Origin of the sequence: Methanolobus halotolerans, from assembly GCF_004745425.1 — an archaeon.
Lineage (GTDB): Archaea > Halobacteriota > Methanosarcinia > Methanosarcinales > Methanosarcinaceae > Methanolobus > Methanolobus halotolerans.
In genome coordinates this window covers 88558-110548 of the sequence record NZ_PGGK01000001.1, presented here as the reverse complement: position 1 = coordinate 110548, position 21991 = coordinate 88558, and the positions used below count along the sequence as shown (strand labels likewise).

General features: G+C 44.3%; 24 protein-coding genes and 1 other RNA gene. 12 read left to right on the top strand and 13 right to left on the bottom strand.

Annotated elements, in window-relative coordinates; all coding sequences use genetic code 11:
• Positions 1-9: 9 nt before the first annotated feature.
• A complete protein-coding gene (locus tag CUN85_RS00580) occupies positions 10-570 on the top strand; it encodes an S-layer protein domain-containing protein (RefSeq protein ID WP_167848740.1) in 561 nt (186 codons plus the stop codon).
• A gap of 30 nt (positions 571-600) precedes the next feature.
• Here the strand turns inward: CUN85_RS00580 and CUN85_RS00575 are convergent, their stop codons facing one another.
• From CUN85_RS00575 to CUN85_RS00555, 5 genes are all read right to left on the bottom strand, one after another.
• Positions 601-1521, bottom strand: coding sequence for a coiled-coil protein (locus CUN85_RS00575; protein WP_135387927.1), 921 nt, complete (start codon positions 1519-1521; stop codon positions 601-603).
• Positions 1518-2183 (bottom strand): hypothetical protein, encoded by a 666-nt coding sequence (locus tag CUN85_RS00570; RefSeq protein ID WP_135387925.1) that lies wholly within the window; start codon positions 2181-2183, stop codon positions 1518-1520. Before CUN85_RS00570 ends, CUN85_RS00575 begins: the two co-directional genes overlap by 4 nt.
• Positions 2184-2201: 18 nt before the next feature.
• A complete protein-coding gene (locus CUN85_RS00565; RefSeq protein WP_135387923.1) occupies positions 2202-2492 on the bottom strand; it encodes a DUF424 domain-containing protein in 291 nt (96 codons plus the stop codon).
• A gap of 13 nt (positions 2493-2505) precedes the next feature.
• Positions 2506-4596, bottom strand: coding sequence for a minichromosome maintenance protein MCM (locus tag CUN85_RS00560; protein WP_135387921.1), 2091 nt, complete (start codon positions 4594-4596; stop codon positions 2506-2508).
• A gap of 200 nt (positions 4597-4796) precedes the next feature.
• Positions 4797-5486: an RNA methyltransferase gene (locus CUN85_RS00555; RefSeq protein ID WP_394346212.1), complete on the bottom strand. Its 690-nt coding sequence runs from the start codon at positions 5484-5486 to the stop codon at positions 4797-4799.
• A 297-nt stretch (positions 5487-5783) separates the two neighbouring features.
• Between CUN85_RS00555 and CUN85_RS00550 the strand changes: the two genes are divergently transcribed.
• The 5 genes from CUN85_RS00550 to CUN85_RS00530 all read left to right on the top strand — a co-directional run bounded on the left by CUN85_RS00550 (position 5784) and on the right by CUN85_RS00530 (position 10304).
• The gene (locus CUN85_RS00550) at positions 5784-6557 is read left to right on the top strand and encodes a disulfide reductase (protein ID WP_135388334.1); all 774 of its coding nucleotides are present in this window, start codon (positions 5784-5786) and stop codon (positions 6555-6557) included.
• A 2-nt stretch (positions 6558-6559) separates the two neighbouring features.
• Positions 6560-7807, top strand: coding sequence for a (Fe-S)-binding protein (locus tag CUN85_RS00545; RefSeq protein WP_135387917.1), 1248 nt, complete (start codon positions 6560-6562; stop codon positions 7805-7807).
• Positions 7808-7878: 71 nt separating this feature from the next.
• Positions 7879-8517 (top strand): DUF116 domain-containing protein, encoded by a 639-nt coding sequence (locus tag CUN85_RS00540; RefSeq protein WP_135387915.1) that lies wholly within the window; start codon positions 7879-7881, stop codon positions 8515-8517.
• Positions 8510-9133, top strand: a complete 624-nt coding sequence (locus CUN85_RS00535; RefSeq protein ID WP_135387913.1) for a DUF116 domain-containing protein — start codon at positions 8510-8512, stop codon at positions 9131-9133. The genes CUN85_RS00540 and CUN85_RS00535 overlap by 8 nt, the downstream gene beginning before the upstream one ends.
• Positions 9134-9152: 19 nt before the next feature.
• Positions 9153-10304: a geranylgeranyl reductase family protein gene (locus CUN85_RS00530; RefSeq protein ID WP_135387911.1), complete on the top strand. Its 1152-nt coding sequence runs from the start codon at positions 9153-9155 to the stop codon at positions 10302-10304.
• Between the two features lie 12 nt (positions 10305-10316).
• Here CUN85_RS00530 and rnpB read toward each other — a convergent pair.
• Positions 10317-10688, bottom strand: an RNA gene (gene rnpB / locus CUN85_RS00525) — RNase P RNA component.
• 271 nt (positions 10689-10959) lie between these two features.
• Between rnpB and CUN85_RS00520 the strand changes: the two genes are divergently transcribed.
• Positions 10960-11187 carry a hypothetical protein gene (locus tag CUN85_RS00520; protein WP_135387909.1) on the top strand — a complete coding sequence of 76 codons (228 nt, stop codon included), beginning with the start codon at positions 10960-10962 and terminating at the stop codon, positions 11185-11187.
• A gap of 12 nt (positions 11188-11199) precedes the next feature.
• Here the strand turns inward: CUN85_RS00520 and CUN85_RS00515 are convergent, their stop codons facing one another.
• Together CUN85_RS00515 and CUN85_RS00510 are read right to left on the bottom strand one after the other, a co-directional pair.
• Positions 11200-11406: a hypothetical protein gene (locus CUN85_RS00515; protein WP_135387908.1), complete on the bottom strand. Its 207-nt coding sequence runs from the start codon at positions 11404-11406 to the stop codon at positions 11200-11202.
• 94 nt (positions 11407-11500) lie between these two features.
• Complete coding sequence (locus CUN85_RS00510) at positions 11501-12052, bottom strand: TMEM165/GDT1 family protein (protein WP_135387906.1); 552 nt, start codon at positions 12050-12052, stop codon at positions 11501-11503.
• Between the two features lie 476 nt (positions 12053-12528).
• Between CUN85_RS00510 and CUN85_RS00505 the strand changes: the two genes are divergently transcribed.
• Positions 12529-14121: an FMN-binding glutamate synthase family protein gene (locus CUN85_RS00505; protein ID WP_135387904.1), complete on the top strand. Its 1593-nt coding sequence runs from the start codon at positions 12529-12531 to the stop codon at positions 14119-14121.
• Between the two features lie 58 nt (positions 14122-14179).
• Here CUN85_RS00505 and CUN85_RS00500 read toward each other — a convergent pair whose 3' ends face one another.
• Positions 14180-14386, bottom strand: a complete 207-nt coding sequence (locus CUN85_RS00500) for a hypothetical protein (RefSeq protein ID WP_135387902.1) — start codon at positions 14384-14386, stop codon at positions 14180-14182.
• 227 nt (positions 14387-14613) lie between these two features.
• Between CUN85_RS00500 and CUN85_RS00495 the strand changes: the two genes are divergently transcribed.
• Genes CUN85_RS00495 through CUN85_RS00480 form a run of 4 tightly spaced genes read left to right on the top strand, consistent with a single transcriptional unit; the run spans position 14614 to position 18068 of the window.
• Positions 14614-15741 carry a methanogenesis marker 9 domain-containing protein gene (locus CUN85_RS00495; RefSeq protein ID WP_135388331.1) on the top strand — a complete coding sequence of 376 codons (1128 nt, stop codon included), beginning with the start codon at positions 14614-14616 and terminating at the stop codon, positions 15739-15741.
• Between the two features lie 19 nt (positions 15742-15760).
• On the top strand, positions 15761-16723 hold the full coding sequence (locus CUN85_RS00490; RefSeq protein ID WP_135387900.1) for a triphosphoribosyl-dephospho-CoA synthase: 963 nt from the start codon (positions 15761-15763) through the stop codon (positions 16721-16723).
• A complete protein-coding gene (locus CUN85_RS00485; RefSeq protein ID WP_135387898.1) occupies positions 16723-17313 on the top strand; it encodes a DUF447 domain-containing protein in 591 nt (196 codons plus the stop codon). The genes CUN85_RS00490 and CUN85_RS00485 overlap by 1 nt, the downstream gene beginning before the upstream one ends.
• A gap of 50 nt (positions 17314-17363) precedes the next feature.
• Positions 17364-18068 (top strand): dihydromethanopterin reductase (acceptor), encoded by a 705-nt coding sequence (locus tag CUN85_RS00480; RefSeq protein ID WP_135387896.1) that lies wholly within the window; start codon positions 17364-17366, stop codon positions 18066-18068.
• Here CUN85_RS00480 and CUN85_RS00475 read toward each other — a convergent pair.
• The 4 genes from CUN85_RS00475 to endA form a co-directional block, all read right to left on the bottom strand.
• Positions 18054-18743: a CehA/McbA family metallohydrolase gene (locus CUN85_RS00475; RefSeq protein WP_135387894.1), complete on the bottom strand. Its 690-nt coding sequence runs from the start codon at positions 18741-18743 to the stop codon at positions 18054-18056. The two genes, CUN85_RS00480 and CUN85_RS00475, sit on opposite strands and share 15 nt — an antisense overlap.
• A gap of 240 nt (positions 18744-18983) precedes the next feature.
• Positions 18984-20231, bottom strand: coding sequence for a GTPase HflX (gene hflX / locus CUN85_RS00470; RefSeq protein WP_135387892.1), 1248 nt, complete (start codon positions 20229-20231; stop codon positions 18984-18986).
• Positions 20232-20255: 24 nt separating this feature from the next.
• Complete coding sequence (locus tag CUN85_RS00465; protein WP_135387890.1) at positions 20256-20648, bottom strand: DUF2209 domain-containing protein; 393 nt, start codon at positions 20646-20648, stop codon at positions 20256-20258.
• 111 nt (positions 20649-20759) lie between these two features.
• On the bottom strand, positions 20760-21818 hold the full coding sequence (gene endA / locus CUN85_RS00460; protein WP_135387888.1) for a tRNA-intron lyase: 1059 nt from the start codon (positions 21816-21818) through the stop codon (positions 20760-20762).
• Positions 21819-21991 lie beyond the last annotated feature (173 nt).

The following is a 21991-nucleotide window of genomic DNA, read 5'->3' as shown; positions in this document are numbered from 1 at the left end:
GTCCCGGTTATGGAAAAAAGTTCTCAGGCGCACAAAAAGATCATTATATACTTACTAGCAGTGATTTTACTGTTATCTGCATTGCCCCCGGCCACATGTGCTGAGAACGAGATACTCCTCAACGGAACCGGCATTTTCCTGACTACAGGAGAGTCATGGTCTTTTGACCAGGGATATTACCTGAAGATCAAAAGTGTGAACCAGGGAACGAATAAGGCATGGGTGGAGCTCTCACTTAACGGGGAAGTGATCAGGGAAGGCATATTGAGTGAGGGTGAAACTCTGGTTTATTCTCGTAACGGAGAAATATTAAATATTACACTGGACACAATATATTCAAGCCCCCAAGGAGAACTTCTCACATTCAAACCCGTTTATCAGTATATTGATTCTGAGATTCCGGAACCTGAAATAAAAGATAAAACAGAAAATCATCAATCGGATGACAATACATCAGATAGCCGGCTCGATGGAAATAACCGATCCATACCAGGTTTTGGAACGTTCTTGGCGCTTGTCGTAATTACGATTGTAACATATTGCCTTGACAAAAGAGCTAAAAAGAAGTAAAGTAAAAACAGGGAATGACGGAAGACTCCGTCAGAATTTGATATCTCCTTTTTCCATGAGGATCCTAAGATCTTCAAGGCTTAACCTTGCATTCTTATCCAGTTTCTCTTTAGCAACTGTAAGGTGTTCTTCCTGCTTTTTCTCATTTTTCTCAAGATTTATATCGTCGAGTTTTTCCAGTTGAACATCCAGTTCTTCCCTGAGCTGGGATATCTTAGCCTTGAGCGGATCAATCCTTTCCCTTATAGGTGCGGTGACAGCGAACTTTGCAGTGATCTGAGAATGCGCGAGATCAGCATCCTTACGTATTTCGTCAACCTGCTTGTATATCTCGATCATCTCAAGATGATACTTCTGGGACTGTTCCGCAAGCTCATGTATCTCATTGCCGGCATCCGTATGAGTGGTAAATACATCCTTTGAACTCTCATAGGCCTCCACAAGCTTTTGGTGGACCTTATTTGCATCAAAAGCCGCATCCAGTCGTTCCTTCATTGTAACCAGCCTCTCGAAAAGATCGATCTCGTGCTTCAAAGGAATATCGGCATTGGAAAAGACTTCAAGATCAGCCACATATGCTTTTGAGAGTGTGTCCACACTTCCCTTTGAAAGCTTGTTGAGGTTGTCACGCTTGTTCTTCAACTCGGATATCTCGGTGGTACACTTGTTTTTCTGGCCTTCTATCTCGCTCCTTGAGGCCTTGAGGGCAGAAATCCTTTCGTTAAAAGCATCCCTCTTGGACTTGGCTTCACGGGCCTTTTTCACAAGTTCTTTTACCCTTGAATTCAACTCATCACGTTTTGCCTTGAGCTCATCCATGTTGGTACGATGAAGTTTCAATTCCCTGTAGATGGATTTTAGTTCCCTGTCATGCTGGCCTATCTGAGTCCTCAGTTCATTGACCTTGTTTTTCAACTCCTTTTCTGACATCGTTGAAATATCACCGGTCATGATCTCACCTCATCTTCCTGCTCTGATGATACCTTTGTCCAGTACATAAGTGCTTCCTTGTGGCTGCTTGTCCGGTTCTCCAGCCATTTATGCCGGGGATTAAGCTCGTTTAGCGCATTTTCAGAATCTATTTTCTCTTTATCGAAATCTTCATCCGAGTTCTTTATGGAGGACAGTTCCATCCGGGAGGCAACGGCATCGTTGACCCTCGCTTTGATCGAATCCAGAGTATCCCTGCCGGAACCATCTGCAGCGAGCGAGGACAGGCCCTCAAGGATGGAATCAACAAGCTTTTTCTCCTCTTCGGGAGGAAGAGAGGTCTTTGCCTTTGATATCCTTTCTGATATCTCATTTAATCCCCTCAAGAACGCAGGATCATTCTCAGACAATGCTTTGAGATCATCCAGCTGCTTTTCAGCCTGATGGTAGAACAACTGTCTTTTTTCAGTAAGGATATCGATCTTGCTGTTCATCTCTTCTTTCCTCTGTTTGGAAGAACTAATGGCAGAGTTCAGGGAATTCACCTTGATCTCGATCTCAGCTAATTCTGACGCGTACTCATCCAGCAAACGTTTATGTTTGCCAATGACCTTTTCAAGAAGTTCTTGTTTCCCGTAGGTAGTAATATCTACAGCAGGCCCGTTCCGGGCATCATCACTCATAGACAAACCTCACAATATTTAAATTCTAAAGACTTGGGCATGTGCCACTCCATCGATAAATTTCACGTTGTTCTTATTCACAATACCACAATCTATGGCACAGGATACAGACCTATCTCCGAAGATATTGATATTTCCAGCCCTGGACAAGACATCCCTGGCCTCTTCTTCCGATACCGGATCACCCTTATAGAATTCCTCAGAGATTGTTACACTTATGTCTCCTTCTTTAAGGGTCTTCCCGAGTATTTCTCTGTCACATAAAGCGACGATCACACTCCCACCGGATCTATGTATTTTAAGATACATCAAACCACATCGATCATATTACTTTTACATGGTCTTTATCTGGCTTGAGCAGGTCACCGGAGCGTCGCATTTTAGAGATAAGTTCTTCTGCATGCTGCCTGTCAACCTGCTGTGCCTGTGCTTCAGCATAGACTTCCTCCAGAGGAGCTTTCCCTCCGGAATGCTTTTCACCGACCATTTTGATTATTTGTTTAATTAACTTTATTTTATCCCTCTGACTCTTGGTAGTACCGGAAGCTATGATATCAACATCCAGTATTCCTGTATCGGGATCGATACCTACCTGTTTGAGACATGAATATACTATCCTGGTAGTTCTCTTTGCATCATCAATGGTAGCCACATTACTAAGTCTTAACCTGGCACTTGCCTCGGCAAGCCTGACCAGGGCTTCCAGCTGACGTGCTGTCACCGGTACGGGAGAGTCCTTTCCTTCACCCATCTTCCGCAGGTCCATATAGAACTTTATCAGATGCTCACGCGCATCGTTCTCCATTACAGGATAGATGTTCCTCCGTGAATACGCGACATACTTACGCATGACATCGGGATCGATGTCAGGCTTTACTACTTCCATATGCTCGTCCACCTGTTCTTGTGTGATGGCACTTGAGAGTATATTCTTACGCTGTTCGGAGAGCTCCCCTGCATAGTGCGACTTGAGAATATGATTAGCGATTCTGGCATCCATTTCCTCGTTGGGGGTATCCAGAAGCACGAAGATCATATCGAACCTTGACATGAGAGCCGGAGGCATGTTTATCTGTTGAGCTATGCCTTCATACCTGTCAAAACGTCCGTATTTAGGATTCGCAGCCCCAAGAAGTGCACAACGTGACTTCAATGTGGCAATGATACCGGCCTTCGCAACTGAGACGGTTTGTTGTTCCATTGCTTCGTGAAGCGCACTTTTGTCTTCGGTGCTCATCTTGTCCATCTCGTCAATTGAGGCAATACCCATATCAGCCATGACCAGCGCACCTGCTTCAAGGGTCCATCGACCGTCACCAAGATCATCCCTTACTGCTGCGGCGGTCAGACCACTTGAAGATGCGCTTTTTCCCGATGCAAAGACACCCCTTGGTGCAAGTTTCACCATATATCGAAGCATCTGACTTTTTGCAACACCCGGATCTCCCACGAATAACAGGTGAATATCCCCACGCACTCTGGAACCATCCGGCAGGTGTTTGGGAACACCTGAAAAGAGCTGAAGGGAGAGAGCTTCCTTCACGTCCTCGTAACCATAAATGGAAGGTGCTATGGACTTGAGCACCTTATTATATATATCGGGATTGCGGCTCAATGCAAGGATCTCTTCTTCGTCCTCAGCCGATATATCAAGTTCATCAAATTCCTGGTCTACATATTCAATGGAATTTGCGTGCAATACCAGGTCATAGAAAGGAGATTTTCCCTCTCGCGTAGTCCGTTGATGAGAGCGCAGAACGCCATTGATAACAACACGGTCACCTGGTTTAACGATTCCCGAAAGGTCATCCTCCACATCTACATCAAGACTCTGAGGCTGGGAACCACCTTTGAGATTCTCCGGGGATTCCTGGACCTGCAACTTCTGTGCATCAATGAAGAGTGACTGGTTTATCATGATCTTGAAAGGTCCCTTCCTTCCACATGATTCTTCCTCACACTCAACAGGCTCCACGAACTTGAGCTCTGTCTGAGGTATCAGAGTGATATGCTCACAGCGCATGCACTTGAAAGCTGCATTGAGGATCTTCGGGCGGACCTCCGTTGCCTTTCGTACCATGCCTTCAATGGCAACCAGTTGCATAAGATGCTTACTTCTGAGATCTCGGTTCGGGACCTTGTTCGGTATCCTGACAAAACGGACCTTTGCATCATCAAGCACTTTCTCCACCGGGAGGTCAATGTCCTGAAGTGCATTATCAGCTGACGGGATTACCTCATCCGGGTGAAAGAGAAGTTCATCCGCAAGTTCCCTGTCAAATACCTCAAGATCTGAGAAATCAACATACAGACTACGCTGGTCAGGATAGTCATTTGCAAGCTGGAGAATGTTATCCCAGTAATATTTTTTTAGAAAAGTCCTGAACTTTTCATCCCACTTACCTTCAGTCATGTTTTACACAAAAATCACACAGAATTTGATATTGAACAATTATAGTCAAGCAATTGTACTTTAGGCAACTGAATCCAAGTAGCCATCTTTAACAATCATATTTTAGCAATTATATTATACATACCGATACCCGATCGGGTATGCAAGATACACTTAAAGCAATATGAATATTTCGAAACATGCTTAAGTGTTAAATATTCTTAACGGAGATTTTTCTGTATCCTCCTCATTATCCCCCTCAGAGTTTGCACTTCCCTTTCAAGCAGGCAGGCCCGCCCGAATATCCTCTTCAGCATAAGTTTCGTCTTTTCCTTTTTGTGTTCTGGATAGTTAATGTCATCCAGAACTTCGGCAAAGTGCGTATGCAGCAAACGTACATCAAAAGCATCTGCAAGAGGAAGCTCACCTGTAGTCATACCACTCATCTCATAGAGTACGACTGCAACCGCATGTGAGAGATTCATAATAGGATAGACCTCTGATGTAGGGATGGTCATGATCATATCACATAGCCGGAGTTCCTCCCTGTTAAAACCCTGATCCTCCCTGCCAAAAAGTACAGCCACATTACCATCGATTCCCGACAGGCTTTCTTTAACTTCACGCGGGGAAAAGGCAGGGACCCTAAGATGCTCATCGAATTTACTACCGGACACGCCACTAGTCCCTATAACTATACTGGAATCCGCTATTGCATCTGAAAGAGAGGAAACGACTGTCGCATTCTCAAGCAGATCCCAGGCATGAGAGGACATTGCCCTGGCTTCCACTTCAAGCCTGCAGGGATTTACAAGCACAAGATCAAAAAAACCGAAGTTTTTCATCGCACGGGCAACTGAGCCGACATTTCCCTGATACAGAGGTTCAACGAGTACTATTTTAAGGTTCATTTGTATGTTCCTGAAGTTTATTGCAGGAAGTTAGACATGGATTTCTAAAACTATCCTTTGATAAGAGTCACGGATAGGGATTTGATTATGATGTAGACCTACCTAAGAACTCATTACCTAAAACCTTTTTGAACAATCAGCCTCCCGATGCAGATATCCATGATGCAAATCTTTAAATAATATCGATACTACAATCATGCAAACCAAAGCGGTTACTCATAAGTAAAAACGTACTTTGATTCTTAAGGTGATAATTATATTTTATGATAATATTTCAGGAGAAAGTTAAAAATGAGTATGGAGTACTATTCCGGCTTATTACTAGACGGTGACATAATAAGGATAAATTTCCTAATAGTAATGATCCTTGCGAACCTGGCAATTGGTATTTTCCTTATAGGAATGTATATAAATCTGAAAAAATGGGGTATGGGTTCTACTGGTTACGGACTTGAACCTTCAGGCAGCATCTTTACATTCCCGAGAATGCTTGCATACCAGATGAGCGAACATGCACACGTACATAATCAATCAGTGCTGGAAACGTTTTTCCTGGACATCCTCTTCCAGAGAAGGATTTTGAGAAGAAGTCCCCTGAGATGGTTCATGCACTTTACTATATTCTTTGGATGGATGGCGCTTTTCGTACTTTCACTTGCTATGTTCGCAGTGGAAATGATAGAGCTGGCCGGCATTCACCTAATAGAACCCGCAGTCTTCAGGGAAATGCTTGCAGTACCAAACGATATATTCAGCTATATACTGCTTACAGGCATTATAATAGCTATATACAGGAGATTGTTCGTTGCCAAGGTCAGAGAAGCAACCATAGCATATGACTCGATCCTTCTGATCGGACTCACCGTTATCACAATTTCAGGATTTATTGCAGACGGAATAAGAACAGGAAGATTCTGGGGTTTTGACATGCCATTCGAATATGCTCCCCCGGCAGCACTGTTCCACGTGGTGATCTCACTGCTCTTCTGTATTGCATATATCCCATTCAGTAAATACATACACATGATTGCAATACCGCTCGCACTCCTTGCAAACAAAGGAGGAGAATAATAATGGCTAAGCGCGAACCTACAGTTAATACAGATAATCTTACAGCCGTTCAGTTAATGGAACTTGATGCATGCAGCCGATGTGGTGAGTGTGTGAACTGGTGTCCAACCTATGACGCATCCGGACAGGAGCCGGGTCTTGCACCAAGGGATAAGATCCTCAGGTGGAGGGAGTTCATGAACAAGTCCTATGGTCTGCGAGCCAGACTATTCGGACCAAAGCAGATATCAGAAGAGGAGATAGAGGAATTCAAAGATGACGTATATGGTTGCACTACATGCGGAATGTGTGCAACTGTCTGTGAGTCTGCGATCAACACAGTTGAACTCTGGGAATCCATGCGTGCAAACCTTGTAAAACGCGGAACCGGTCCGTTCGGTAAGCAGAGTGCTTTCCTCAAGCTCATCGGAGAGTACAAGAATCCGTACATGGCCGAGAACAAGGACAGGACAAACTGGTTTCCCGAGGACGTAAAGATAGAGGACCAGGCAGAGATCCTTTACTTTGGCGGATGTACTGCCGAACTCAGACAGAGGAAACTGGCCCTTGCAACCGCCCGCCTGCTTAATAAACTTGGCATCAAGTTCACCATGCTTGGCGAGGATGAGATATGTTGCGGATCCGCCCTGATCAGAACAGGACAGTATTTCATAAACGACACTGCAAAGATCAATGCCCAGAAGAATGTGGACAACATCAAGGCAAAGGGTGCAAAGACAGTCCTTTATGCATGTGCAGGTTGTTTCAGGGCATCCATGATAGACTGGCCAAGGCTTACAGGCAAGGAGCTTCCTTTCAAGGTAGTCCACATCACACAGTTCCTGCAGGATCTTATAGAGAAGGGAGAGATCGAATGGGAGAAGTCCATTAACAAGAAGGTTACATACCACGATCCGTGTCACCTTGGACGCCATGTAGGAGTATTCGAGCCTCCAAGAGCAGTTCTTAAGAGTATCCCCGGCATAGAACTGGTCGAGATGGAGAGGATAGAAGAGAACCAGCGCTGCTGTGGAGCAGGCGGTGGTGTAAAAGCTGGTATTCCGGATCTTGCTTTAGGAGTTGCAAAAACAAGAGTCGATGACGCTCTTGAGACTCAGGCAGACATCCTCTCAAGTGCCTGTCCTTTCTGTAAGAGAAACCTCAGTGACGGCAGGGACGCCATTGGTGCAAAGGAACTTGAGGTTGAAGACGTTGTAGTGTTAGCAGCACAGGCAATGGGAATAGACCTCAGTGACGCACCGACAGAGTGATAATTCACTTTGTCTCTTTTTTATTCATACATCGATTTAAATGCAACCATATTTCCTAGCTCTGTTTGCTCATGCCAATACCTTATGATTTTCTTGGAAAGGTCTTTGTTGCCATCGCCATAGTTGTATTAGCAGGCATACTGGTGGCACTATTGCTAGGTATTTACAGTTATAAGAAGCACAAGATACTACTCCCCAATTTCATCCTTTTTGTTTTATACCTTTTCTACGGGCCTGCAAAAACGATATGCAGGACTTTTTTAATAAATGATATCATTGTAGATGAGATACTGGTGGAGGTACGCAATGCTGTCATGATCGCTAAGTTTAAAGATACAAAAGGCAGACGTGTGATATTCCTTCCACAATGCATGCGTCACCCCTCCTGTAAGGCGCGCTGTGACCCCATAAAGGGATATGAATGTAAGATGTGCGGACTATGCGACATCAGTAGGATCCATGAAGCTGCAAAGGAACATAACTTTGAGGTATATGTCATCCCGGGAGGCAGTTTCGTAAAGAAGATAATCAAGACTCAACGACCAGAAAGCTGCATCGGTGTGGCGTGCTATCCTGAACTCACCGAATCCATGCAGGGAGCATCCCCGTTTATGGTAGTGCAGGGAGTACCATTGATCCAGGACGGATGCTTTGACACAAGAGTAGATGTTGAAGAGGTAATAAGGAAAATGGAGGAATGTGATGTATAGGCTTCTCGGAGAGATCATACTCATCCTATCAGTTGTATCCGTGATGCTGGCAAGTGTAGCTCTGGCTGCAAGCAGGATCAGTCTGAACCGGAATGTATGGCTTGCCGGGTTCTTTGTAGAAGTGCTTGACTTCTTCTACTTCCCCCTTAAATTCTTCTTCTTCAAACTATCTGACACCCGCAAGCTCGACAAGTGGATGGTATCCCTGAAGAACATTGCCCACAGGAATAAATTTGCAAATACCAGGGCTCGTATGATAATTGCCCCTCATTGCATGCGATTCATTGAATGTCCCGCATCCTCTACGAAAGCAGGGATACAGTGCATATCCTGCGGGAAATGTGTGTTCACCAGGCTTAAGGAGGATGCAGTCAGATTTGGCTATAAACTCTACATCGTAACAGGGTCCTCATTTGTAAAACATATAATCAAAGAAGGAAAATACGATGGTGCTCTTTTAATTGCCTGTGACTACGAGCTCAACAAGGTGATGATGGGACTGAAAGGAAAGGACATTGTCACATATGGCATCCCCATGCTAAACGATGGGTGCTTCAATACTAAAGTTGAATATAGCAAAGTGATCGAGACACTGGAGATGTTTGCTGACAATTGAATATTAACTGGTGAAACAGATGTATGACCTGATCATTGTGGGTGGCGGTCCTGCAGGCTCAGCAGCAGGGAGAATCGCAGGAAAAGCAGGATTGAAAACCTTGCTGATAGAAAAAGAAGAATTTCCACGATACAAACCATGTGGCGGTGCCCTTTCAGACCATGCAATGTCCTACCTTGATTTTGAAATACCCGGGAAGTTAATTGAGAAGGAGATTTATGGAAGCAGGATATGTTTCAGTGATCAGGTCATCGAGCGTTTCAAGGACTATCGTATATCGGTCATTGTCACACGCAGCAAACTTGACAGTTTCCTGCTTGAGAAAGCACAGGAGACCGGAATCGAGATCATCCATGGAGAGAAAGTGACTTCACTTTCAAATGGCAGCGATCATGTAACTGTAAGAACTAAAGGTTCGACATATAAGTCCCGGTTTGTGATCCTGGCAACGGGTTCACAGAGTCCTTTAAAAAACACTGTCCGAAGAAAAGACAAGAAAAGAGAATATGGAATCTGTATTGTTACGGAAGTGGAAGAAGACAATGAAGCCATCGACAGGTACATCCGGAAGAGCATTGAAATGCGATTCGGGGTTTCGGGTATGGGATACGGATGGATATTTCCACATGATAATTACTACTCCGTGGGAATAGGAGGCGTTGCAAACTTTTTGCCTGATCCCAACGGCGCCATAAGGGAGTACCTTGAAGAGAACGGGTTCAGAGGAAAATACAAACTTAAGGGTCATGTAGTACCCTGTGGCGGCTATAAACGTAACCTGACAGACAATCGGATAATACTTAGCGGGGATGCAGCGGGGTTCGTTGATGCGTTCAGTGGAGAAGGACTGGCCTATTCAATAAAGTCAGGACAGATTGCAGCAGAAGTTATATCGGATGTTTTAAGCTCCAGCTCCTGTGCAGATATGGTGCAGCTTAAGGAGTATGAGAGAAGATGTTACCGGGAGTTCGGAGAGCATCTCAGATATTCACTCATCTTTGCACGGATTATGCATAAATTTCCGAAACTCACGTTCAATATATTCACAAAAGAAGAAGCTATTATCGACAAGTTCCTTGAGGTTGCAGCATTCAGGTTGAGCTACAAGCAATATCTTAAATGGCTACTTTTCAACTTCAGGCCCGGGTGGCTGCTAAAGAGCAGATTCTGATAAATATGATATGAGTGAGGAGAGTAAGCTCCCTTCTGTTAATGCAATACATCATCCCGCCTGGCAGGAGATGTGCTCCGAAAAGCTGCATTGACGGCATTCGGCTAAGCGTCATATAATCAGGATGATCAAGACCAATCCTTTTTCCGACTTGCACCCACGAAGTTTCGCCGTTCCATCCGCGATCCATGCGACCTCAGCCTCTCAGCATCACAGCATTAACATGGTACGGTATCGTTTCTGTGCCAGCATGCATAAGAACTGCATGAGTTGCAATACAACTGCCCGGACTCTCGCCCGGTGCCCTTTACAGGCACTCGTGTGTTTATATGGTGGGGAGACTTTCCTCAGGTCTTACGACCCGGCAGCCGTCCTTCCTCTCTCATGGAATAAGTTACATTCCTTCCTGCATGGTACATATATCTTTCGTATGAATCAGCTTGTCAGAAAAGATAACCCCTATCCAGGAATCCTAAAACTATATTTGTTACTGCGGCCTGGACTATTGACCCGGCTGAATATTATTGTCTTTTAATCTTATTTAATTTTAGATTATATGACATTCAGTGATTGTAACAACTGACCTATAGAACAGAGTACAAATTGGCAAAATTTATTAAGTAGTAAATTTAACCTGAAAGAAGGGCGGTACTAAATGCAGTATAACCGATATCTTCTGGCAGGAGTCATTCTGCTCATGCTCGTTCTCCTGATCATGTTTGCGGATTCCGTATCAGGACCTGCCAAAGTGCACATGCATTCAGAGAGTGTTACTTATCTGAAAACAGATACTCTCAGCAAAGCTGTCCTTATAAGCCTTCCACCCGCCATAGCAGGGTTTTACATTCTGACCAGACACAGGATGAAAAGGACTGGAAAATAAATTAAAACAGAATCAGAGCTTCAATACACCACAGCCACAACCGCGGGTCAGCAGGAAATCCATTTTTGACATTATTTCTTCCTGGTGATAGTCAGAGAGTTGTTCAAACTCATCCTTGTGCTTATCCAGAATATGCTCACGCATTTTTTCCTTAGCTCTGGAAGGGTCGTTGTCGACAACTATGAAATCATCATTGAATCCAAGATCCCGGCATCTCATTATGTGGACTATACTAAAACCTCCATTCTCAAGATAGGACTGATGGTTTATTAATGTTGTTTCAAGTGCGTATCCAGCTCTACCCTGTTTTAGCCTACAAGAGGAATGAAACACCTATCAGTATGAACAAAATACCTGCAATCAGAGATATAGTTGTTTTGTTGATCTTTCCCATAATGAATTTACCCAGGAAGATGGCCGCAACAGAGAGAACAAGCAGTGCCATGATCACGCCTGTAAAAACAAGTAAAGGATCATACTGTGTGGCAAATAAGGCAGAAGCAAGCTGGGTTTTGTCCCCCATCTCGGAAACAAGAATCAAAGTAAATCCTGATATAAAAGGACTTTTTAATTCATAAGAAGCCCCTTCATCTTCCTTTTTACGCTGGATAAGGGTAATAACACCGAACAGAATAAATATAAGCCCTGCACCAATGCGCACATAATCCATTGGAATAGCATCGCGTATGAAGCTGCCAAGCAGGATAGCAAGCCCATCTGCCAGGATAAAGGCCAGCATAATACCCGCAAGTAAAGAGACATGCCTTTTGGTCTTCGTTGACAGGATCAGTACCGCGAGCTGGGTTTTATCACCCAGTTCCGCAATACCTACCAGCAGAAAAGGTATGAGTATGTCCTGGATCATGAAAAGAGTACAGAGCTGTACTATTTAAATTGAACTCGAATTTAAATGTTATAAAATATCGATTCCACAATCGTTTTTTATTAACCTATCAATATAATTTAGCATTGAATATGACTGTATCTAATTCCCTTAGAAGAGATTAACACAGGGAGACCTTAATCTAAACACAAGATACGCCGTCGTGAATATACACCTATTCTTATCTAAAGTACAATGCGCATAAAATCATCAATAAAATATATATAAGCATAGTTAACCGGCTTTTGTTATTCATAAAAACATTTAAATATTGATACCGGCAGGCGGCTATTGTATGCGTGTTAAAAGAGGTGGAAAAAAAAGAAAAAAGAGAAAACTATAAATATAAGCAAGAGCCAACCGCTAGCCTACTATTGCCACCTTATGGTTAGGAAAGAGCCGGAAGCAGGAAGACCGGCCTGAAAAATAGTACTAAAATAAAGAGGAAGTGAACACGTATGGTCAATCTTAGACAACCAAATGCAAATGAAGCTACTGGGACCTTTAACAGGTCAAAGAGCGTTGCACCAATGTCAGGTATCTGCACACGTTGTGTGGACGGATGCCGTGGAAATTGTGAAATTTTTAAATCGACTTTCAGAGGACGTGAAGTCCTGTACCCCGGACCTTTTGGCGAAATAACAGCCGGTGCTGACAAGAACTACCCTATCGACTATTCCCATATTAATATTCAGGGATATGCTGTCGGAGCTGTCGGTATGCCAGAAGGCATGGTGCCAAGCCCTGAAACTGCAAGGTTCCCGAATGTCAGTACCGAAACAGAATATGGCTGGGACAAAAAAGTAAAGATGAAAGTACCAATCTTTACCGGAGCACTCGGTTCCACAGAGATCGCAAGGAAAAACTGGGAGCACTTCGCAATAGGTGCAGCAATCTCAGGTATAACCATAGTATGTGGTGAGAACGTATGTGGTATCGACCCGGGACTTAAGAGGGGAAGCGACGGTCTTGTGACAGAATCCCCGGAAATGGACCGTAGGTTAGAACTTTACAGGAAATTCTACGACGGATACGGCGAGATGCTCGTTCAGATGAACGTAGAAGATACAAAACTCGGTGTTGCAGAGTATCTTTCCAGCAAGCATGAGATGGATACTATCGAGCTGAAATGGGGACAGGGTGCAAAATGCATCGGCGGAGAGATCAAGGTAAGGGATCTTGACCGTGCGATCGAACTCAAGAACAGAGGCTACATCGTGACCCCCGACCCTGAGCTTGCATCTGTCCAGGAAGCATACAAGATGGGTGCCATCAGGGAATTCGAAAGACATTCCAGACTTGGCTTTGTCACAGAAGAAGGTTTCCACGCAGAATGTGATAGGCTCAGAGACCTCGGTTTCAAGCGCATCACCTTAAAGACCGGTGCCTACTCCATGGCAGAGACTGCAATGGCCATCAAGTATAGTTCAGATGCAAAGATAGATCTGCTGACATATGACGGTGCACCCGGTGGTACCGGAATGAGCCCGTGGCCAATGATGGAAGAATGGGGAACACCTACATTCTATCTCCAGTCCCTTGTTTACGAGTTCGCAGAAAAATTAAGCGCAAGGGGCAAGAGAGTACCTGACCTTGCAATGGCAGGAGGATTTTCAAGCGAGGATGGAATCTACAAGGTACTTGCAATGGGTTCACCTTATTTCAAGGCAGTATGCATGGGACGTGGACTCATGATCCCCGGAATGGTGGGTAAGAACATCGGCAAATGGCTTGAAGAAGGAAATCTGCCAAAGACAGTATCCGAATTCGGTCACAGGCCAGAAGAGATATTCATCCATTACGAGGAACTCGAAGAGCGCTACGGCAATGACATAAAGGACATCCCACTGGGTGCAATCGGTATATACTCTTATGCAGAGAAGACAAAGGTAGGACTCCAGCAGCTCATGGCGGGCTCCAGGAGATTCAGCCTTCCGACACTCTCACGCAAAGATCTGATGACACTTACAGAGGAAGCTGCAAAAGTTTCCGGCATCTCTTACGTGATGGATGCCTATAGAGACGTTGCAGAAGAGATACTTGACGGATAAGTAAGCCCTGCTTACTTATTTTTTATTTTTTAAAGGGATATTGAGAACTGAATCGTTTTCAGTCCTCAACTTCCAGGGCCTGTATAATATCGTTTATCGCAAGTTCCCCCCTTGCAACCCGCAGCACCATAGGATAGATGAAGGAACAATCATCCATGGCGGCCCAGCGCTCTTCACCCACTCTTCTTATCAGCTCGTCCATCACTTTGCCACAATCATTACAATATCTGGTATTACTTTCAGCTCCGCATACAATACAATTCATAATTTACCTCCACCTTTGTCCCATTGATCGGAATCAATGCTTATTTTAAATGTTTGTGTTGATAGTATTTAGTTCTTGAGTACCGGTTACAGGTAAACATAGTATGCCATTTTTTAGAAAGTTTCATGGTCAATACCGGGAGAAATATCCCACAGCGTCATATTAATATGAAAACAACCAATATTGAGCAGCACATAAAGCTAAAAACGCAGACCAGAGGTGAAAGTGTGCCTGATGAACTTTTTGACCTGAAAGCAGGATATGTTAATTTCAAGAATCCCATTGCACTTGCCCCAATGGGCGGTATAACAGATAGTGATTTTGCAAACAAGCATGCAGCTGACGCAGGACTTGTGATACTGGGCGGATACAATCTTGACGAAAAGACACAAAGTGCAGCATCGGATATGATTGCAAGAGGTAGGGAAGAGTTCATTGCAGAAGATCCTTTCAAATTTATTGAACAGGAGATCATGGCAGTTAGTACAGGGGCTGCCGTTGCTGTGAATGTAAGAAGTACAAGCATTGGACCTCTGCTAAAAGCAGCCGCAATAGCAAAAGATGCAGGTGCCATCCTGGAATTGGATGCACACTGCCGGCAGGAGGAAATGACCTCAATCGGAACCGGGCAGGCGTTGCTGTACAATATACCTTTACTTACGGAATTAATAAAAAAGATAAAAGGAACAGGAGTGGTTCTCTCCGTAAAGGTCAGAGGAAATGTTGTTGACGACTTACAACTTACAAGAGAGATAGAATCTGCAGGTGCTGACATTCTCCACCTTGATGCGATGATGGAAGGAGCGGGAGCGGACCTCAAACTTATCATGAGCATACGTGATTCCACTCGCATGTTCCTTATATGCAACAATTCGGTCACTGACCCGGGAACAGCGAAGGACATGTTCTCAAGGGGTGCTGATATGGTTTCTGTCGCAAGAGGAGTTTTGGAGAACCCGGCACTTATAAGCCATCTTGTAAAGAATGTGACAATACTCCATGAAGATATGGGATGGTACAATGCCCCGAAACACGTATGCAGAGGTGAAGGTGATCTAAGAGGACTCACATTCTGCTGCCTGCCGGTCAAACAATGCCCGGTACATGGCAAGATCAAGACACTGGGACTTACAGCACAGGAGTTTGTAGATATTAAAATGGAGTTCGCAAAGGGAACAATACTGGAGTACGGAGACAGTACATGTTTTGGAAGTCTTGTATGGTGTTGTAAAATCTCGAAACCATGTTTCCTGAGAGATGGCGTACTTGAGACACTTGGTCTATCTGATGCGGAATACATGCGTCTGAAGAAAGAACTTGCAGACCACATCCTTGAAAATGTAAAACCCCGGTAAAGCTGCAAAGGCCAGACAGATGAGTGAAACACCACGTTTTACGATCAAAAGAGGGATTTATCCTTTTAGTTCATATATCGCACGCTGCGCCCAGCTTGCAATGTGCCTTGAGGTCTCAGCCTCTCCAAAACCTGGAAATGTGGACAGACATGATGACTACGAGGATACACGTTACGAACATTTTCTGGCATCTGCCATCAGTATATATCCTGTCATAGAAGAAGCCGCCAGTAATTCAAATGATGTTGGCAAGCTCATAAAAAAAGCAGTCAAAGAGAGCGTTAGCTGGCAGAAAGGGGGTAATACCCATTTCGGGGCCATCATATTGCTTATACCGCTTGCGATGGCAACAGGAAGGATACTTGATAGAAAGGACACGTTCACAATTCCCGAGCTCACAGAGTGCGCACATAAAATACTGAAAAATACGGACATATCAGATGCAGTTAGTTTCTATAGCTGCTTTGATGACGCCGGTGTGAAGGTCAACCCCGTAGAAGAATTCAGCCTGCAGGACAAGAAAGCGATAAACGAGTTGAATGAAAAAAAGGTCAGTCTCTATGAGCTCATGGAAATCGCAAAGAATTACGACCTGATAGCAAATGAATGGACTTCAGGCTTCGACAGGTGTGCTGCCTGTGCAGAGATAATCATCCGGAGCATGGACAGGAATGATTCTTCCGGCAGGCCTGATGCTGACATCAATGACGTGATAGTTTACGCTTTTTTGAAGATACTGTCAGAGAATGAAGACACTTTTATAAGTACCAAATTCGACAGTGAAACTGCCATGTCCGTTTCGTCCCATGCAAGATCCTTGCTACAAAATATATATAATCACAAAGTTTGTATTAAAGACATAAAACCTTTAATAGAAGAAATGGACAGGGAACTCCTGGAAAGAAAAATCAATCCGGGATCCACTGCCGATATAGTAATCGCCGGCATATTCATTGCTTTGCTTGCAGGAGCCAGATATTAATGTTGGACAAGGATTTCGATCTTGACAATTTCGGGATATATGAAGGAATTTCCGAAACTATTGTAACAACGAACAAAGGATGGACACCAAATGCGGCGCCCATGGGAATAATAAGAAAAAAGGACAAGCTTTTCATCAGGCTCTTCAAAGGATCAAAGACCTATGAGAATGTACTGGCCGGGAAAGTACTTGTTGCAAATATAACATGCGACCCGATTCTCTTTGTACTTTCCACATTCACAGACCTGGAGGATTCTGAATTCGAACAAAACACCTTCAATGGCATATCAATCTCCCCTTTAAAAGAAGCACAATGCTGGGTTGCCTTCGAATGTATGAATTCAAAACTGACCAGTGACGCTTTTATTTCCGAACTGGTCCCGATCCGTGCACATTTAAACAAATGCAGTATACACGCCCCCAACCGCGGATTTAATGGGGTCATTGAAGCCTGCATACACGCAACCAGATACCATCTGACCGAGGATGAGAAATATCTCAGACTCATCAAAGCATACGGTGATATCGTGGAAAAATGTGGAGGGAATGCTGAAAAAGAAGCAATGAAGCTTATCTACGAGTTCCTCTAGAAACTCTGCCGGCAGAAAGATATAACTTAGAAAAAACCGTTTTTTGCGCTATGAAAAAAACAGTCGCATGGGGTATTACTGGTGCAGGGCACCTTCTCACATCCAGTTTTAAGATATTTGAGCGTATCAAGAGTGAACATGACATAAGAGTGAATACTTTCCTTTCCAGTGCAGCCGAAGAGGTTGTCAGGATGTACGGGCTTGAAAAGGAGATGGAAACAATATCATGTGGAGATTATCTTGAAGAGATATTCCCTGAGACACAGCAGGGTAAGAGCTGGCCGAAAACAGGCCGTTTTCTTCTTGACAGATACGATGCGCTTATCATTACCCCTGCCACATCCAATACAGTATCCAAGATAGCACACGGAACAGCAGATTCACTTGTCAGCAATGCAGTGGCACAAGCTGTAAAAGGAAACGTACCGGTCTATGTAGTACCCGTGGACATAGCAGGTGTTGTGGTATCAGAACTGCCCATTGGGATTAACAGGGAGATATGCTACAAATGCAAACAATGTCCGCCCAGGGAGAAATGCCCGAACAATGCCATAAAGGACCAGGTAGACCTGCTCAGATGCAGCGGATGCGGCATATGCAAGGAACTTTGCAATTTCAATGCCATCAAAGGCGGACCTGTTAAGCTTAGAGTAAGGGATATCGACTCAAAGAATGTGGAAATACTCAAAGGCCTTGAAGGAATAACAGTTCTTGAAAGACCTGAAGAAATAATGAGCATCCTACAAAATATGTAATCTTCCGGAGCCTCTAAGACGTGTTCTTGCCTTTTTCAGGTGGCCTGCAAACATCTGTTTTATAACGAATGAAGCCGGCGTAAGATGCCCGCAGGCACTTGTCCTGCCTGCACGGATGGCATCCAGAACCGCTTTTACACTCCTGTCGGAAGCATCTATTTCTGTGTATGACCTGCCAACCATCCGGGCCTCATGTGCATCACTCCCTGCCACCTGGGGCAAACCGAGCCCTTCTGCACTTTTTCTGGCTTTGTTGTTCGGGCCTTTCGTCATGCAACGTGAGTTCAGGACTTCCACAGCATCGATATCGAGACCATCCAGATACCCTATTCCATGGGAAGATATCTTGAACGGATGAGGAATGACTACTACTGCATCCTGTTCATGTGCTTTTCTGATAGTCTCTTCCGGACTCAGGCCAGGCTCTATACTTTCCTTTACACCCAGCACAAGTATATGTCCCTTTGATGAGCTGACCTCCACACCCGGGATAACTATCTGTTTAGAGCCGATCTCCTGTGCTCTTTTTGCGCACTCGATACCACCTTCAATGGAATCATGATCACATATTGCAAACCCATCCAGACCATTCCTTGAAGCATATTCCAGAATCTCATCAGGTCTTGCATTGCTGTCCTTGGAGAAAATAGAATGAACATGGAGATCAAATCGCATAAAAGCATTTAAGATCTGAGGCCTTATAAGGATTTTTATAAGAGAATAACAGGAAAGTGAAAATTAAAAAGAAACATTCAAAGAAAAGTTAAAGCGAACGGGAAAATAGAAGTTTGTGGTTGGTTGGGTGGTTGGATAGGATTGTGGTACATTAGAGAAGTTACCCGTTCGCACACATACAAACAACTCTATCGTATTTATATTTTACGCAAAATCGCAACAAATAGAAAATATCAGGATTTACTTTTTCAACGCGAAGGACCGTGCTTTATTGAGAATGTTCTCCCTGGCCTCCAAGTCGATATCTATAGAATCACTATAATCAACACCGTGGATAACACCTTCATCGAACAACCATGAGAGCATGGACATACCCTCCTCGGACAGAGGAAGGGATAACTGTATCCGATCCCACCTGGGTAAATGTTTGCGTATTTCCTGCTTCAGCGACTTAATACCAAAACCTGTTCTGGATGAGACTGCCACAGGATTCGGCGCAAGATAACCAAGACTGAGCATACGTTCGTCAAGTTCCTCTTCCGTTAGCAGGTCACTTTTATTGAAAACCGTCACTATTTCCACTTCCTGTAACTGTTCCCACATTGTCTCATGGGAGACAAGGAGTTTACGGCGAATCTTTTCAAGAGGCTCGCTTGAATCCACTACTAGAAGAACGATATCGGCAAAGAAGATCTCATTGAGCGTGGAACGGAAGGCATCTACCATCCAGTGAGGCAGGTCCTCAATGAAACCTACGGTATCGGTCAGAAGAACCTCCCTACCCTCCACATCAAGGGACCTTGTAGTGGGCACCAGGGTCGTGAACAGCATATTTCTCACAGTGCGACTCTCATCAACAAGAAGATTGAATAGTGTACTCTTACCGGCGTTGGTATAGCCTGCCAGTACTACGAGTGAAAAACCCTTGGAGTGACGGAAACTTCGCAGGGAATCCCTGTCCCTTTCAACATCTTTGAGCTCATCCTTAATACGGGAGATCCTGTTCTTTACATCCTGGGCATATGAGTCCTCGTAGCCCCCCAGACCCATGAAACCCGGACGTTCCTCCTTTTTAAGAATGGAGATTATAGCTCTTGCCTTTGGCAGTTCGTATTCCAGCCTTGCAAGTTCCACCTGCAATTTTGAGCGATGTGTTGTTGCACGGGTTGCAAAGATTTCCAGGATGAGCTGGAATTTATCGATAACCTCGCAACGACATATCTCAGAAATATTATAGACCTGCATCGTGCTGAGCGGATTATGGAAGATCACTTTATCGGCATGGACATCCTGCACAAGCTGTGCCAGTTCTTCCACTTTCCCCCTTCCGACCTGGTATTTGCGATCCGGATGTCGGGTCTGTGTCAGCTCAGCTACAATGGTATAAGCAGCAGATCCTGCCAGTTCTTCAAGTTCGGTCATCTGGAGCTCATTCTCATAATCCTCACTGCGGGGATCGTTCCTTTTAACCAGAATAGCGCGTTTCATGATCAAACAACATTAGTAATTTGTTTATTGAATATCCAGTTCCTTTAGCAGAAGTTTCCTTGCACTAAGCGAGACATGATGTGCGATCTCCATACAACGTCTCTCACTTAAGGATTCTTCGTATTTGAAATCCATTGTGAACATGCTGTCTATAAGCCACTGAGGTCGGTTATACATGTCTCCTGGCTCCGTGATAACAGTACCATCAAAATTCATTTCAGATACCGTATCCTCCATCATACTCACGACCATCTGAACGTCCGGTGCCGAGTTTTTCCTGAAGTAACGTATGTTGATCTGCTTAACTTTCTCAACATGATCTGCGGTTACGGATGCAGCAACTGCCGCACAGACCATGAGATAATAGCCGTTTGCCTTGTGGCGCCCTGAGATATCCACTGCGATTATATTGAACATGCTTTGAAATTAAATGTTATGTGATATTTAAACAAATGAAATGTTATAGGTATTTGATCTGTACTAAAGATTGCAGGTCCTTATCCCGGAAGTAAGTTATGTTGCAGCATATTACATCTTTATTCTCCCAATATCGAGATACATCATGCCATCTCGTTCCCCTATGGCGTACAACATCCTTTTCCTGACACTGTTGGCAAGTCTTACGGCCCTTGACATCACAGGAAGCATGAACACATGGTCCACTGCAACTGTATGCACCAGATATTCCGAGTGAGGGATCTTCTCAAGAGACACAGCATCGGCATAGACCCTGAAGTGTGTTCCGAACTTGAAACCGGTCTTGGGCACAAGGCCCCCATTGCGCATATCTGCATATGCCCTGTACTTACGCAGGAAATCCGGTTCGATGGAAGAAGCAAGTAAAGAGAATTCATCAATGCCGGGATCATTTCCCGTATCACTGTTCTGAATCCGGATCAGACCCAGATTCAGAAGATAAGCTGATTCTACAAGAGAAAGCTGCAGACGTTCATCATCAAGGGGCTTTCCGTAGAACCCGTTCCTGTGAAGGTACTGTGCATGAGCTGCCTGCCAGACAAGGACACGGTCTTTGAGGAGAGTGGATCTGATAAGATCTCCTGCAGGCCGGATGACATCCGTTTTACCTTTTGGATTTACCTTTTTAACTTCATAATAAGTAAGATCACTTTCCTCATCAACTATGGCAAGGATCATCTGCTTGCGCACGTTCTCGGCGGCATTGACAGATGGAAGCAGGTCAGTTAGGGGCATAGGTATGCGTTCGGACCTGACATAGACAAAACTCTTTGCAGGTGCCTTTCCCGGATGCCCTCCCCTTGGATATACTCTGAAATCGGTGACACCTGACTGTACATAGAAACCTCTTTCCCGAAGGTCCTTGTAGACGATATATTTCAATTCAAAATATTGCTGCCTTTTTGCAGCTTCCGTAAAGAATTCTTCAAATTCCAGTATCCTGTTGTCCAATTCAATATCTAGCTTGTTCTTGTAAAGGAGATATGCCGCCTCCACGAGTGTAAGTTCAAGAGAATCCTCTTTAGGCCGCCCGTAATAACCTGTTCTATAAAGTTCGTTTACTGCTTTTTTTCCCGAAAGGACGCGATCCTGCATTAGTTTTCCTATCAAAGAGGTCACCTGTGGAGCTAAAATAAGTCAGGGAACAGATATCAAGCAATCTATTTAATAATAGTGGGCTGATGAGCAGGTAATCCATCACCTCCAGTCCCATATCACGGTAAAAAGAAGAACATCCGATAGCAATGAAGAATCCGCATGGTCATTGGATCATGCTTATACAT